The organism is Sulfitobacter sp. M22, assembly GCF_021736025.1.
Classification (GTDB): domain Bacteria; phylum Pseudomonadota; class Alphaproteobacteria; order Rhodobacterales; family Rhodobacteraceae; genus Sulfitobacter; species Sulfitobacter litoralis.
Window position 1 is genome coordinate 1,561,537 of record NZ_WMEC01000001.1, and the last position, 14,001, is coordinate 1,575,537.

The 14,001-nt window shown below is 61.2% G+C and carries 13 protein-coding genes; 7 read left to right on the forward strand and 6 right to left on the reverse strand.

Annotation, left to right across the window (positions count from 1 at the left end; all coding sequences use genetic code 11):
• Positions 1 to 8 precede the first annotated feature (8 nt).
• The 5 genes from GLP52_RS07780 to GLP52_RS07800 all read right to left on the reverse strand — a co-directional run bounded on the left by GLP52_RS07780 (position 9) and on the right by GLP52_RS07800 (position 4,112).
• Positions 9 to 416 (reverse strand): universal stress protein, encoded by a 408-nt coding sequence (locus GLP52_RS07780; protein WP_237272022.1) that lies wholly within the window; start codon positions 414 to 416, stop codon positions 9 to 11.
• A gap of 87 nt (positions 417 to 503) precedes the next feature.
• Complete coding sequence (fnrL, locus tag GLP52_RS07785; protein ID WP_423837014.1) at positions 504 to 1,256, reverse strand: transcriptional regulator FnrL; 753 nt, start codon at positions 1,254 to 1,256, stop codon at positions 504 to 506.
• Between the two features lie 71 nt (positions 1,257 to 1,327).
• Positions 1,328 to 2,503 carry a kynureninase gene (gene kynU, locus GLP52_RS07790; RefSeq protein WP_237272669.1) on the reverse strand — a complete coding sequence of 392 codons (1,176 nt, stop codon included), beginning with the start codon at positions 2,501 to 2,503 and terminating at the stop codon, positions 1,328 to 1,330.
• Between the two features lie 11 nt (positions 2,504 to 2,514).
• The gene (locus tag GLP52_RS07795; protein WP_237272024.1) at positions 2,515 to 3,345 is read right to left on the reverse strand and encodes a tryptophan 2,3-dioxygenase; all 831 of its coding nucleotides are present in this window, start codon (positions 3,343 to 3,345) and stop codon (positions 2,515 to 2,517) included.
• Positions 3,342 to 4,112: a GntR family transcriptional regulator gene (locus tag GLP52_RS07800; RefSeq protein ID WP_237272025.1), complete on the reverse strand. Its 771-nt coding sequence runs from the start codon at positions 4,110 to 4,112 to the stop codon at positions 3,342 to 3,344. Before GLP52_RS07800 ends, GLP52_RS07795 begins: the two co-directional genes overlap by 4 nt.
• Before the next feature lie 180 nt (positions 4,113 to 4,292).
• Here GLP52_RS07800 and GLP52_RS07805 point away from each other — a divergent pair, with 180 nt between their 5' ends.
• From GLP52_RS07805 to GLP52_RS07830, 6 genes are all read left to right on the forward strand, one after another.
• Positions 4,293 to 5,243 carry a class II glutamine amidotransferase gene (locus GLP52_RS07805; protein ID WP_237272026.1) on the forward strand — a complete coding sequence of 317 codons (951 nt, stop codon included), beginning with the start codon at positions 4,293 to 4,295 and terminating at the stop codon, positions 5,241 to 5,243.
• A gap of 32 nt (positions 5,244 to 5,275) precedes the next feature.
• Positions 5,276 to 5,869, forward strand: a complete 594-nt coding sequence (locus GLP52_RS07810) for a poly-gamma-glutamate hydrolase family protein (protein WP_237272027.1) — start codon at positions 5,276 to 5,278, stop codon at positions 5,867 to 5,869.
• A gap of 150 nt (positions 5,870 to 6,019) precedes the next feature.
• Positions 6,020 to 6,970, forward strand: a complete 951-nt coding sequence (locus GLP52_RS07815; protein WP_237272028.1) for an asparaginase — start codon at positions 6,020 to 6,022, stop codon at positions 6,968 to 6,970.
• 162 nt (positions 6,971 to 7,132) lie between these two features.
• Positions 7,133 to 8,560 carry an alanine/glycine:cation symporter family protein gene (locus tag GLP52_RS07820; RefSeq protein WP_237272029.1) on the forward strand — a complete coding sequence of 476 codons (1,428 nt, stop codon included), beginning with the start codon at positions 7,133 to 7,135 and terminating at the stop codon, positions 8,558 to 8,560.
• A gap of 161 nt (positions 8,561 to 8,721) precedes the next feature.
• Positions 8,722 to 9,879: a saccharopine dehydrogenase family protein gene (locus GLP52_RS07825; protein ID WP_237272030.1), complete on the forward strand. Its 1,158-nt coding sequence runs from the start codon at positions 8,722 to 8,724 to the stop codon at positions 9,877 to 9,879.
• Positions 9,880 to 9,921: 42 nt separating this feature from the next.
• Positions 9,922 to 10,119, forward strand: coding sequence for a hypothetical protein (locus GLP52_RS07830; RefSeq protein ID WP_237272031.1), 198 nt, complete (start codon positions 9,922 to 9,924; stop codon positions 10,117 to 10,119).
• Between the two features lie 63 nt (positions 10,120 to 10,182).
• Here the strand turns inward: GLP52_RS07830 and GLP52_RS07835 are convergent, their stop codons facing one another.
• Positions 10,183 to 10,656 carry a MarR family winged helix-turn-helix transcriptional regulator gene (locus GLP52_RS07835; protein ID WP_237272032.1) on the reverse strand — a complete coding sequence of 158 codons (474 nt, stop codon included), beginning with the start codon at positions 10,654 to 10,656 and terminating at the stop codon, positions 10,183 to 10,185.
• Between the two features lie 96 nt (positions 10,657 to 10,752).
• Here GLP52_RS07835 and GLP52_RS07840 point away from each other — a divergent pair, with 96 nt between their 5' ends.
• Positions 10,753 to 13,899 carry a 4Fe-4S double cluster binding domain-containing protein gene (locus GLP52_RS07840; protein ID WP_237272033.1) on the forward strand — a complete coding sequence of 1,049 codons (3,147 nt, stop codon included), beginning with the start codon at positions 10,753 to 10,755 and terminating at the stop codon, positions 13,897 to 13,899.
• Positions 13,900 to 14,001: the final 102 nt, after the last annotated feature.

Genomic DNA, 14,001 nt, shown 5'->3' on the forward strand with positions numbered 1-14,001 from the left:
GGTGCCGATTATCTGACGACATGGACCGCGCATTTGGCGTGGCGCACCACATATTGCGCGACAGAGCCAAGCAGGATGTCCGAAAACGCCGGCTGGTGCGACGCGATGACGATGCAGTCCATCCCTTTTTCCTCGGCCCAGCGGGTCACCCGCGGTCCCGCCCGCCCGTCAGCAATGGCGGTGGTACACTCGGGCAGCTCTAGCGCCAACGCTTCCAGCTGCGCCTGTACCGTCTCGCGGGCGACGCTAAAAACGTCCGTGGGAATATAGTCCGCGACATAGATCGGCACTGTTTCAATCACGTGAAGCAACGTCAGCTTGGCATCCTTTGACGCCAGCGCCTGCGCCGCGTCAAAAGCGGTCTGGGTGATTTCGGGGGTCTCGAAAACAACGGGGATCAGGATATTCTTGTACATGCTGCACTCTCCTATGAAGGTGCAGGCATCAGACACTACCATATGGGCATCCGCGTTGATGCAGATCAAATCAGTAGAAAAATATCTTTAGAGGCAGTCGTCACCTGACGCCACGTGCAGCGCCTCAAGGTCGGTCACGCGGAACCTGCGGCGGTCAACGAACTGGACGATACGCTCTTTCTTCATCGCGCCAAGCTGGCGGCTGACAGTCTCGAGCGTGAGACCCAGGTAGTTGGCGATCTCGTGCCGCGTCAGGGGCAGAACAAGCTCCTGATCCATTGCGTCGGCGATGGTAAGCTGTTGTCGGCGCACCAGCATTTCGATGAAGGTCGCGATCTTTTCGCGGGCGGTCTTGCGGCCCAGCAACAGCATCCAATCGCGTGCGGCGTCCAGTTCATCCAGCGCCATTTCCATCAGCCGTTGGGCAATATGGGGCGTGGTTTCGATCAAGGCCTCGAAGGGTTTGCGGTGAAAGCAGCACAGCGTCACATCGGTCACCGCCACCACATCGAAATCAATCGCCTCGCGCCCAGGACGGCCGATAAAATCCGACGGCAACAGCAAGCCGACCATCTGGGTGCGCCCGTCTTCCATCGTTTTCCCAAGGCTGGCGACGCCTGCCACGACCGACGCGACATAAGTCAGCCCGTCGCCGCGCCACAGCACCTGATCCCCCGCCTTGAATGACTTATAGGTTTTGATCTGTTCAAGCATCAGCAGCTCGTCGTCGTCGCAGCGCGCACAAACGGCACGGTGACGGATCGGGCATTCACTGCATTTCGGACGGGACTGTAGATCAAGCATGGCACAACCATAGCGCCCAACTGCGCGAATAACCATCGCCAAGACGCGCCCCGCCACAGCGCTGCGTCCCGATGTCGCTTGCTGTGGCAGAGCATGGTTTGTGCCGGTCAGGTCACATCGCGCTTTTGATGATACTCGGGTCGATCCCAGCTGCGGGTGTTCAGAATATCGGCCAGAATATCCACCGCACCGCGCACGTCGGCCTCGTCGATATAAAGCGGCGTGAAACCAAAGCGCATGATGTCGGGCGCGCGGAAATCACCAATCACATCGCGCGCAATCAGGGCTTGCATCACCGCATAGCCATTCTTGGATGCAAACGACACCTGACTGCCGCGGTGGCTTGCGTCACGAGGGCTGGCCAGCGTCAGCTCGGGGCAATGCTTTTCGACAAGCTGGATGAAAAGTTCGCTCAGCGCGACGGACTTGGCACGCAAGTCAGCCACATCCACGTCGTCCCAAACGCCCAGCGCGTGTTCCAGCGCGGCCAGTTGGATCACAGGAGGTGTCCCGACGCGCATGCGTTCGATGCCGGGTGCCGGACGATAGCCTGTTTCAAACGCGAAAGGCGCATCATGCCCCAGCCATCCAGCCAGCGCGGGTTGGATTTCAGCAACAATATCAGGCCGGGCATAGATGAATGCCGGGGCCCCCGGCCCGCCGTTGAGGTATTTATAGGTGCAGCCAACGGCGAATTCTGCATTGCAGGCCAATACATCGACGGGCACGGCCCCTGCGCTATGCGCCAGATCCCACAGCATCACCGCCCCAGCCCCATGGGCCGCCGCGGTCACCTGAGCCATATCGTGCATCCGGCCCGAGCGGTAATCGACCTGCGTGATCATCGCGACCGCGACGTCGTCGGTCATGGCACCGGCCACCTCTTCGGGGGCGACGATACGCAGCTCGTAGTCCTGCCCCAGTTGGTTGATCAACCCTTCGGCCATATACAGATCCGATGGAAAGTTGCCGCTGTCCGACAGGATCACCCGCCGGTCAGGGCGCATCTTTAACGCGGCAGACAAAGCCTGAAACACTTTGACCGATAGCGTGTCGCCCATGGTCACCGTCCCCTCGGGCGCGCCGATCAAGCGAGCGATGCGGTTGCCGACCCTTGCGGGCTGGGCCATCCAGCCGTCAAGGTTCCAGCCTTTGATCAGATGCGCGCCCCATTGCGCCTGCACCACATCTTGCACCTTTTCGGCCGTGCCCACAGGCAGCGGCCCTAGCGAGTTTCCATCAAGATAGATCATGCCCTCGGGCAGGGAGAAGCGGTCTTTCATCGGCAGTTGGGTCACAGGGCACCTCGTAAGTTCCAGAGTTCGGGGAAAAGTTCGACTTCGAGCATCCGGCGCAGGTATTTCACCCCCGACGTGCCGCCCGTGCCGCGTTTAAAGCCGATGATGCGTTCCACCGTGGTCACATGGTTGAACCGCCAGCGGCGAAAGTAATCTTCGAGATCGACCAGCTTTTCAGCCAGCTCGTACAGCTGCCAATGGGCGCGCGGGTCTTTGTATACAGTGATCCACGCCTGCATGACCGCATCATCCGCCGCATGGGGGGTGTCCAGCGTATAGACATGCGTGTCAAAGCTTTGCCCGGTCGCCTCTGCCAGCAGGTCAAGCGCCACGTGATACAGCGATTTCGTGTCCAATTCCTGCGTCAACATATGGTGCAGTTCCGGGCGGTGTTCATGCACCTTCATCATCGCGCGATTGCGGTTGCCGAGGATGAATTCGATCAGCCGGTATTGATGCGATTGGAACCCCGACGACGCACCAAGGTCATCGCGGAAATCAGTGTATTCGCTGGGGGTCATTGTGCGCAGCACGTCCCACGCGCTGTTAAGCTGTTCAAAAATCCGCGCCACACGGGCCAGCATCTTCATCGCGGGGGCGAAATCGCCTTGGGCCAAATGGGTCCGGGCAGAGGAAAGCTCGTGCAGGCACAGACGCATCCACAGCTCGGACGTCTGGTGCTGGATGATGAACAACATCTCATCATGGGCGTCCGATTTGCAGTTCTGCGCCCCGAGGATCGGGTCGAGCGACAAGTAATCGGTATAGGACATATCCTTGGCAAAGGACATTTGCGCGCCCTCGTCAGCGGGGTTGTAGCCGGTCATGCGGGAGTCTCCGATTGGGGGCCGAGGGTCTTAGCAAACGGCGAATGGGCAGGCATCAGCGTCGAAAGCTCCTCGAACGCGGCGATGCTGAGGCCGGTGTGATGGCGAAAAGCCGCAAGCGCCGCAGCCGGGTCGTGATCAAGTGCTGCCTGATACAGCGCACGGTGCGGTTCCAGCGCCATGCCAGCAGCAGAGACAGCGGCCGCTTTGGTCGCAAGCGATGGCGCGGTTTGGGTCAGATCGCGCAGGCCTGACTGAATAAAGCGGTGATAGCGGCCCAGCTGATCCTGCAACTGCCCCGCAAACCGCGCCATCCAAGGCGAACGCGCACCGGCGACCAACGCTTGGTGAAAGGCCAGATGCCGCCGTGTCCATTGGGCAAGCGCGTCATCTTCATGAATCACCGACGGCACGGGCGTTTGCGACAGGTGGTGATAGGCGCCGATCACCCCTGCCTCCCACGCGTCATCGGCGTGGCTGACGGAATGGGCCAGCATCGCGCCTTCGATGGCATCGCGGCTGCGTTCAAGGTCCAGCAGATCGGCACGGGTCAGCGGGGTGACGCGAAAGCCCTTGTTATGCTCGGGCACGACCAGCTGTTCCACCGCAAGCCGGTTCAGACATTCGCGCAGGGGCGTCAGCCCGATGGCATAGCGTTCGGACAAGGCAGGCAGGCGCAGGACCATGCCAGGCGGTAATTCCAGCGTCAGGATGTCTTGTCGGAGCCTGTCGAACAGGATGTCTGATTTCGATTGCCGAAGTGTCATAGGCGCGCCCCTCTCCCCGCTCATTCTGCCAAATAAATACGATCAAGTAAATCGTATACTATTAATTCCGCCAGTGATCTGGCCTTTGATCGGTAACGCTCTACCTGTCCTGCCACAAAGACACGGCGCAGCGCTTTTGCCCTGATGCTCGTGATCGCCCTTTGAAGAGATAGGAAACCTATGTGTCGCGTTCTCGCCTATATCGGGCCCGAAATTCCGCTTGAAAGCCTGCTCACCAAGCCGGAAAATAGCCTGATCAACCAGAGCCTTGATCCCGAACTGCACCCGAACCTGCAACTCGCGGGCTGGGGATTTGGGTTATGGAGCGCGCATCTGCTGAAACCAGAAGAGCCGCTACTGTATCATCGCCCGCTGGCAGCGTTTCATGACGACAACGCCCCCGGGATCATTCCCAGTCTTCAAGCCAGCACCATGCTCGCCCACGTTCGCGCCGCGGCCTATGATGCGCGCAACGTGTTGGCCGATGAAAACTGCCACCCCTTCTCGTTCAAGGGCACGACGTGGATCATCGCACAGAACGGGGCCTTGCCCCATTGGCGGCTGCTGCAACGCGAATTGCTGACGCTGTGCAAAGACGAATACCTGCGCCAGATGAAGGGCACAACCGATACCGAATTCTTCTATGTGCTGCTGCTGTCTCTGATGGAGGGCGACGGCGATGACGATGTGCAAGCGGCGTTTGAAAAGCTGCTTGGCGCGGTGCTGGAGGCGGTGCGCAAACTGGACTTGGTGGCCCTCACTAAGCTCAAGATCGCGCTGGTGTCCCCCGACCGGATCATCGGCGTGAACTATGGCGCAGGTCACAAGGGCGAAACAGCGCCCAAGGGTGACTGGAAAGAGCTGCGCAAGGCAGGCCCCGGCACCGACGACTATTCTTTGTCGATGCTACTGGAACCGATGTACCTGCTGATGGGTGAAAATTATCAGGACTACGCCGACAGCTACAAGGTCGACAGCAGCGCCGAAGGGGAAGCGACCTCGGCCATTTTCGCGTCTGAACCGCTGACCGAAGACGGCGATGACTGGTTGCATATCCGTTTTGGAGAGATGGTCGCCCTGCGCCGTACAGATGGCAAAATCTCCAAGACCGTGACCAAGCTGGACGTATAGCCGCCCCCCTCTGCACGCTGGAAAGGACATACATGGCCGACCGATATCCCGATTTCGCCACGCTTGCCGCCGCGCATGAGGCAGGGAAAGATTACCAGATCACAGTCAAGGATCGCGGCACGCCCGTTGTGATCCTTGCACCACATGGGGGCACGATCGAGCCCGAGACGGCGCAAATCGCGCAGGCGGTGGCGGCGGATGATCTGTCGTTCTATCTGTTCGAGGCGCTCCACCCCGGTGCCCATGGCGATTTCCACATCACCTCGCACCGGTTTGATGAACCCAACGCGCTGGCATTGGTGGCGCGATCTGTCACGTCGGTCGCGGTGCACGGGCGCAAGAACGACGGTACCGACGCGGTCTGGCTCGGGGGGCGTGCCGAAGGCCTGCGCGACGCCATTGGCGACGCCCTGCGCGACGCGGGGTTTGCGGCCGAACTGAACACGGCGTTGCCCGGCGTGCATCCGACCAACATCTGCAATCGCACCCTCAGCGGCGCGGGCGTGCAATTAGAACTGTCCCGATCCCTGCGCCACGCGTTGTCTGAGGATACCGCGATGATGGATCGCTTTAGCGCCGCGCTTCGCAAAGCGATCACGAAGGCCGATACCTTTGACAGGGCCTGACTGTCACCCTGTGCCGGTACTCTGATCGGGTCCGCCCGACGCATGACAATCTATCCCGCCTGATGCCGGCTTGACAGCAGCGGGCGCATCTGGTCCGCGTGCGGCACCAACAGAGGCCTTTGCAGGGGCAATCAGCACAAAGGGTGCAGCATGGCGATATTATTGATCCATACCGGTGGCACGATTGGCATGGCCCAGACCCCCGACGGATTCGCACCGCGTGCGGGCGTGGTCGAAGACGCCGTGGCTGCCTTGGTTGCCGGTGGTGTCGTCGCAGACACAGTCGAGGTGCTGAGGCTTGATCCCTTGATCGATTCCGCCCAAGCTACGCCGCAGGACTGGCTGCGCATCGCTGAAACCATCCACCAGCACCGTGATCGCTTTGACGGGTTTGTTGTAACCCATGGCACGGATACGCTGGCCTATACCGCCGCTGCGCTGTGCCTTGCGCTGCCCGGACTGGCACGCCCCGTGATCGTGACCGGTGCCATGCGCCCGCTGACCGTGCCCAACACCGATGGCACTGCAAATCTAATCGATGCGCTGACCACTGCCCGTACGGCGGCGGCTGGTGTCTGGGTCCAGTTCGGCGGAAAAAAATTGCATGGCGCACGCGTGCGCAAGGCCCATTCGCAAGCGCTGGACGCCTTTACCGCCGCGCCCACCGACTGCGTGCCGCGCAGTGCAGCCCCTGCCCCCGATCTTAGCCCGCTGCGCCCGCATGAGGTCGCAGTGCTGACCGTCACCCCCGGTTTCAGCGCCGCCTTGCTGGATCACGCAGCGGGCACCTGCGACGGGATCGTCCTGCGTTGTTTTGGGGCGGGTACGGTCCCGGATAGCCCTGCCCTGCGCGCCGCGCTGCGCAAGGCCCAAGACGGAAACGTTCTGGTGGTCGCCGTCAGCCAATGTGCCGAAGGCGGCATGCAGATCGGCACCTATGCTGCGGGAAAGGCGCTGCGAGACAGCGGCGCGGTCGATGGTGGCCAGATGACACCTGAAATGGCCTTTGTGAAAATCCAGTTCGCGTTGAGCCAGCAAAGCGATTTCGACGCGCTACAACGCTATCTGGCGACAGACCAATGCGGAGAGATGGCGGTTTAACCCCCCAAATAACCACTCCGTCCCTCGTTTGCCTAAAAATTAAGCCCATAAGTTTCAATGCACTAGATGCGACAGGATTGGCCCATCCATCTTGCCGCGTCATTCGGCTTTACGCTTTGGGCACGATCGCCTTAAAACGCGGCAAAACATAGGGACATAATTATGGAATTTCTTGAACTTCTCTTCGGCTGGATCGGAGACTTCACCTGGGGATGGTCGCTGATCCCGATCCTCGTCATTTTCGGTATCTTCATCACCATCGCGACCGGTTTCGTGCAGATTGAATACTTTGGCCGCATGTTCCGCGTCCTGTCGAACAAGAATAACGCGGATGATTCCAATCAGATTTCGGCACGCGAAGCGCTGCTGGTGTCGGTCGGCGGACGTGTCGGCGGCGGCAACATCGCGGGCGTCGCGGTTGCGATCACCCTTGGCGGTCCCGGTGCTGTCTTTTGGATGTGGGCCATCGCGTTGGTCGGCATGGCCACCAGCCTTGTTGAATGTTCGCTCGCGCAGCTCTTCAAACGCAAAGTCGGAGAGCACACCTACCGCGGCGGTCCGGCTGGCGCGATCATTCACGGGTTGGGCAAAGAATACCGCTGGCTGGCCGTGGTTTACGCGATCTGCCTGATTGCCGCCTTCGGCCTCGGCTTTAACGCGTTCCAGGGCAACACAGTCGCCGGGTCCATGCAAGACAGCTTTGGCATTGACCGCCTCTGGACCGGCATCGCGCTGGCGATCATCTCGGGCTTTATCATCTTTGGTGGCATCCACCGCATTGCCAAAGTGTCGGACGTTGTCGTGCCGATCATGGCCATCGGGTATCTGGGAATGGCGCTGATCGTGATCTTGCTGAACATCACCAGCCTGCCCGGCGTGATCTATGACATAGTCACCAATGCCTTCGGCCTGCAAGAAGCCGTCGGTGGTGGCATGGGGGCGGCCGTCGCCCAAGGTCTGCGTCGCGGTCTGTTCTCGAACGAAGCGGGTCTGGGTTCGGCCCCGAACGTGGCTGCCACGGCAGAGGTACGCCACCCGATCAGCCAAGGCATCACACAGTCGTTTTCGGTCTTTATCGACACGATCATCATCTGTTCGTGCACGGCCTTCGTGATCTTGCTGGGCGATGTCTATGTCCCCGGTGCCGAAGGCATCGACGGTGTGGCGCTGACGCAGCAAAGCATGGTGTCGCATCTGGGCACATGGGTGCAGTACTTCCTGAGCGGCGCGATCTTGCTGTTCTCGTTCTCGTCGATCATCTACAACTACTATCTGGGTGAAAACGCGATGACGGTACTGACCAAAAGCCCCTTGGGTATTCTGGGTCTGCGGATCGCGATCATCGCCATTGTCTTCCTTGGGGCGACAGCACCGGCGGCGACAGCGGTGTTCTTCTTCTCGGATCCGATGATGGGAATTCTGGCGCTGGTCAACTTGCTTGCGATCATGATGCTGTTTCCTGTGGCCATGCGCCTGCTGCGCGACTTCCGCCAGCAGCTTAAGGCCGGCATCGAACGTCCTGTGCTGAACCCCGATGACTATGCCGATCTGGACATCGACCGCGACGCGTGGAAGCTCCCCGCAGAGTGATCTGAACGCAGCTTACTGACTTCGAGACGGGCCGTAGCATCTGCTGCGGCCCGTTTCTTTTGCACCCCGACGCAGCGTTCCCAAACTCGGTGATGGTCAATACCGCCTGCCTCGCCCCATAGTTGCGCAAAGACATGCAACCAATCGGGGAGGAACGGCACATGGCTGAATTCGATATCATCATCTACGGCGCAACTGGATTTACGGGGCGGCTGGTCGCGGAATACATCCACGCGACCTATCCGGATCGTCCCTGGGCCATGGCCGGTCGCAGCGCATCCAAGCTTGCGTCGGTGCGCGACGAGATGGGCCTGCCTGCCGATACGCCCCTGATCGAGGCAGATGCCTCTGACCCGGCGTCGCTGGACGCGATGGTCGCACGGGCGCGGGTCATCATCACCACGGTCGGCCCCTATCTGCTGTATGGCGAACCGCTGGTCGCGGCCTGTGTCAAAGCCGGCACCGATTACGTCGACCTGTCGGGCGAGCCGCCCTTCATGTGGGACATGATCGAGAAATACAACGATGCTGCCAAAGCCAGCGGTGCGCGCATCGTGCATTCATGTGGCTTCGACAGCATTCCCTTCGACATGGGCGTCTATTTTCTGCAACAAGAGGCGCAGAAACGCTTTGGCGCGCCGCTGAAAGACGTCAAAGGTCGGGTGCGCGGCATGAAGGGGACCTTCTCTGGCGGGACAGCCGCGTCGGGCAAAGAGACGATGAAGCTGGCCATGGGTGATCCCGATGTGATGAAACGCTTGGTCTCATCCTTCGCACTGACACCGGGGTTCGAGGGGCCGACACAGCCGTACGGCAACAAGCCCTACGAAGACCCTGATTTCGGCATCTGGGTCGCCCCCTTCGTGATGGCATCGATCAACACCAAGAACGTGCACCGATCAAACATGTTGATGGGCCACCCCTACGGCACGGATTTCACCTACGAAGAGATGATGTTCACCGGCAAAGGCGAGAAAGGCGAGGCAATCGCCAGCAGCATCGCCAAATCCAACCCCATGGGCGACGGTGATATCAAACCCGGCGAAGGCCCCTCGAAAGAGGAACGCGACAACGGCAGCTATGACCTGATGTTCTCCGGCGTTTCCGACGGGGGCGAGCGGCTGACTGTCGGCGTTAAGGGCGACCGCGATCCGGGCTACGGGTCTACCTCCAAGATGTTGACCGAAGCCGCTATCTGCCTGATCGAAGAGGCCGCATCCGCCCCCGGTGGCGTGCTGACGGCGGCACCCGTCTTTGGCAGCGCGATCATCGACCGGCTGACCGCCAATGCGGGGCTCAGCTTTGACGTAGAAAGCTGACGAAAGCTTCCCTCGCGGTGATCATCACTGCGGGGGCTTCGCATGCTGGCTCTTGAACCGGCGCAGCGGATCGGCAACCGTACTCTGTGCGCCACCACCCACGATGGTGAAATCCTGCGGGTCGAAGCCGACGGGGCGATCAGCGTCTTTACGCAAACCGACGGTCGCCCTTTGGGGATAGAATGTAAGCGGCGGCACGCTTTTTGTCGCCGACGCCTCGCGCGGCTTGCTGGCGATTGATTGCAGTTTTGCCTATGGGGTACTGAAGCAGCCGAACGTCTTTCCCGTGGTGACCTAAGCCATCTACGGGTCGTCGAACCGGTCGTGGACACCTTCGAGCAGCGTATCCAGTGCGGACAGAAAATGCGCGGCCGCTTGGGGGGCGAGCTTGTCCAGAAACCGCGCCTGATGCGCGTCGACCAGCCCCCGCGCACGTGCCAGCAGGTCTTGCCCCGCGTCGGTCAGCGTGATCGCACGGGCGCGCCCGTCCCCTTCTGTCAGGTTTTGCACCAGCCAACCTTTGTCGCGCATCTGCTTGAACGTCCGCGACGCCGTGGGGCGGGTGATGCCGATATTCTCGGCGATACCAGAGGGCGCGGTGATGCCTTCCAGCGCGATGCTTGCCAAGACGCACCACTCCAAACGTGTCAACCCAAGCTGCGACAGCTCTTTGTCCAGACTTGCGCGCATAATTGCCGCCAGCCGCGACACGCGAAAGCCCAGCCTGTCGTGCAGGCTATACGAGGCAGAGGCAGAGGTGCTTTCGGGTCCGGTCATAACGCATGAATACTTCATTTTTGCCGCATCGCTACTGTTTGCTTGCAAAATAGTTGATCCATGACAACTATAGCTACGAATTACGAGGCAACACCCATGACTCCACGGCTGCGTTCACGCAAAAACCGCCCCATCCATATGGGTGCCTATCCGACTGAAAAGCTGCAGCGCGCTGATGGTGCGGCAGGGCCTGTGCCAGCTTTCAAAGCTTTGGGGCCTGCGGAGGATGACCGCCCTTTGGCACAAGCCACGCGGGATCACCGCGCTATGCTGGATGCGATCCGCGAGGGTCTGGTGAACAAGGCCATGGCCGAGATCCCCGCCGATCTGACCGAGCGCGCGCAGCATCTCAAGGCATTTGCCCATTTCAACGACGCGACGATGGTGGGGATTTGCAAGCTTGCTCCTGACCACCATCTGGCACAGCCCCTGCGCAATGCGAATGTGGCGCGGCTGGCGCAAGATTTGCAGAAGCGTCAGGTCAAGACGCTCGCCTCGGGCGTGGATGCGATCATGGCGGACCTGCGCGATTCAGTCTCGGCACCAGAGACGGACATCAACGGGCATACCCACGCGCTGGTGGTCCTGTTTGCGCACCCCCGCGCCGTTGAGCAGAATGAACCAGGTTCCGCGTGGATTGCGGGGATGGAGGATCACCGATCCTCTCTGCTGGCCGCTGAATCGGCGGCGGTGCTGTCAAATTACATTCGCCTGCTGGGGCGTCCGGCGCGCGGGCATACCATGACGGCAAGTGATGTGGACCTGAGCCAGCTGGCGGTGGCGGCGGGGCTCGCCCTGCCCCAAGACGGCCAGTTGACCGCCCCCTTCGTCGGCACGCGGTTTTCGCTGGCCGCGATCACCATGGCAATGGACGTGGCCTGCGACCGGCCCTTGGCCGCCACAGCCACCCTGCCCCGCACACCGCCCGCCTATGCGACGCGGCGCTTTGCCGATGGCGCGCAGCCGTTCGAAAAGCTTAAACGCGTGGACAGCCCCACGACCTATATGGATGAGCCCCGCATCCCGCGCCTGCCCAAACGTACCGATATGTTCAGCCGTGCGCTGTTCGGCGATATGGGCAAGAAACTGCAAGACGGGGCCACCGGCGGTCGGTACATCCGCAAAACGCCGACTTCCATGGCGCAGCGGCGTGCCTTGGGGGCTTTCTGCCTGCTGCAGGATGGCAAGGCGGCCGAGACACAAACAGCCCCAGCCCCTCAGCAAGCCGCAGAGATGGTCAAAGCCGTCGCCTATTTTCTGGGGGCCGATGCCGTGGGCGTTAGCCGTTGTCCCGATTGGGCGTGGTACAGCCATGACGCCACCGGCACCGCGATTGACCCGCCCCATGATCAGGCGATCAGCCTTGTCATCGATCAGGGATTTGACACGATGGAGGGGGCCTCGGGCGATGACTGGATCAGCGTGGCGCAATCCATGCGGGCCTATCTGCGATTTAGCCTTGTGGGCGGCGTGCTGGCGCGGTTGATCCGCGACTTGGGCTATCCGGCCAAGGCGCATACGGTGATGGACGGCGATGTGCTGCAACCGCCTTTGCTGTTGCTGTCGGGCTTGGGCGAGGTCAGCCGCATCGGCGAGGTCATCCTGAACCCCTACCTTGGCCCACGTCTGAAATCGGGGGCGGTAACGACGACCCTGCCGATGACCCACGACAAGCCGATCGATTTCGGCCTGCAGAAATTCTGCGAAAGCTGCCAGAAATGCGCCCGCGAATGCCCCTCGGGGGCGATCACCGCTGGGCCAAAGCTGATGTTCAACGGCTATGAGATATGGAAATCGGACAGCCAGAAATGCGCCACCTACAGGATCACGACCGAAGGCGGTGCCATGTGCGGGCGTTGCATGAAAACCTGCCCGTGGAACCTTGAGGGGATATTGGCCGACAGCGTATGGCGCTGGACCGCGATGAAGCTGCCTGCCACGGCCCCCGCCCTTGCCAAGCTGGATGATCTGCTGGATCGCGGCGACATCAACCCTGTCAAGAAATGGTGGTGGGATCTAGAGGTGCAGGACGACGGCGGCTATCGACCCACGGACAAGCCGGTAAACACCCGTGGCCTGCAAAAAGACCTGAAGCTGCGTGCGAAAGACCAGACGCTTGCCGTCTACCCTGCATCCTTGGCCCCGCATCCTTATCCCTATCCCGACCCGATGGACCGCGAGGCCGGTATCCGCGCCTATGGCGCTATGATCCCTGCCGCAACGCACCGCGCGCGGGTCGCACGCGGCGAGACGCAAGGATTGGTTCCTGCGCTCAAACCGCTGGCCGACAGTCCGGTGCAGGCGCTGACCGTCACGCGTGCTGACGTGCTGAGCGACGGGATCACGCGGTATGAACTGCGCGACCCTGACGGGGCCGATCTGCCCCTGTGGCAGGCAGGGGCGCATCTGGATGTGGTGATCGCGCCCGAATACCTGCGCCAGTATTCCATGTGCGGCGATCCGTCGGACCGGTCGCGCTATGTCATAGCCGTCCAGCGCGAGGATCAGGGCCGCGGCGGCAGCGCCCTGATGCACCGTATCTTTAGCCAAGGCCGCAAAATTTTCGCCGCGCGTCCGATCAACCATTTCCCCCTGACCGAAGACGCCCCCTTCAGCGTGTTGATGGGCGGCGGCATCGGCGTCACGCCGATGATCGCCATGGCGCACCGGCTGCATCAGTTGGGCCGCCCTTTCGCGCTACATTATTCCGCCCGCACCGCCGCTGATCTGGCCTTTGCGCCCGAGATCGCTGCCGCACCTTGGGCCGCCCAGGCCGTGCTGCACATCAGCGATCAGGGCAGTCGGGCAGCGTTTGATGCAATCTTGTCAGATCACCCTAAGGGCAGCCACGCCTACGCCTGCGGCACCCCGGCCTATATGGAGGCCGCAATGAACGCCGCCGCTTGCGCAGGCTTTGCCGAGGATCAGTGTCACATCGAATATTTCGCCGTCCCCGAAGCCCCCCCGCGCGAAAATCACAGCTTTACGGTCCATCTGGCCAAGACCGGCAAGGACATCCACGTACCCGCCGACCGTAGCCTGTCTGATATGCTGACAGAGGCGGGCGTGCCGGTGGATGTGAAATGCGCCGACGGGATCTGCGGGGTTTGCGCTTGCGGGCTGGTCGAGGGCGACGCCGATCACCGCGATTATGTGCTGTCACAGGCGCAGCGTGAAACTACGTTGATCACCTGCCAGTCACGTGCGGCGGCAGCGGGTGGGCATCTGGTGCTGGACCTGTGAAAACCTAGCGTTCACCACATCGGTAAAGTCAGGGCGGGTATGCGAAAACTGCGCTTGCAATGCCCCCTGCCTTTCTGTCTACGGGCGCCACCGCAACCGACC

Bases quoted from the DNA above. Each gene is read 5' to 3' on its own strand.
- GLP52_RS07825 (WP_237272030.1), top strand. From the start codon at position 8,722: ATGGCTGAATTCGATATCATCATCTACGGCGCAACTGGATTTACGGGG.
- GLP52_RS07815 (WP_237272028.1), top strand. From the start codon at position 6,020: ATGGCGATATTATTGATCCATACCGGTGGCACGATTGGCATGGCCCAG.
- kynU (WP_237272669.1), bottom strand. From the start codon at position 2,503: ATGAAAGACCGCTTCTCCCTGCCCGAGGGCATGATCTATCTTGATGGA.
- GLP52_RS07800 (WP_237272025.1), bottom strand. From the start codon at position 4,112: ATGACACTTCGGCAATCGAAATCAGACATCCTGTTCGACAGGCTCCGA.
- GLP52_RS07795 (WP_237272024.1), bottom strand. From the start codon at position 3,345: ATGACCGGCTACAACCCCGCTGACGAGGGCGCGCAAATGTCCTTTGCC.
- GLP52_RS07840 (WP_237272033.1), top strand. From the start codon at position 10,753: ATGACTCCACGGCTGCGTTCACGCAAAAACCGCCCCATCCATATGGGT.
- GLP52_RS07820 (WP_237272029.1), top strand. From the start codon at position 7,133: ATGGAATTTCTTGAACTTCTCTTCGGCTGGATCGGAGACTTCACCTGG.
- GLP52_RS07805 (WP_237272026.1), top strand. From the start codon at position 4,293: ATGTGTCGCGTTCTCGCCTATATCGGGCCCGAAATTCCGCTTGAAAGC.
- GLP52_RS07830 (WP_237272031.1), top strand. From the start codon at position 9,922: ATGCTGGCTCTTGAACCGGCGCAGCGGATCGGCAACCGTACTCTGTGC.
- fnrL (WP_423837014.1), bottom strand. From the start codon at position 1,256: ATGGTTATTCGCGCAGTTGGGCGCTATGGTTGTGCCATGCTTGATCTA.
- GLP52_RS07810 (WP_237272027.1), top strand. From the start codon at position 5,276: ATGGCCGACCGATATCCCGATTTCGCCACGCTTGCCGCCGCGCATGAG.
- GLP52_RS07835 (WP_237272032.1), bottom strand. From the start codon at position 10,656: ATGACCGGACCCGAAAGCACCTCTGCCTCTGCCTCGTATAGCCTGCAC.
- GLP52_RS07780 (WP_237272022.1), bottom strand. From the start codon at position 416: ATGTACAAGAATATCCTGATCCCCGTTGTTTTCGAGACCCCCGAAATC.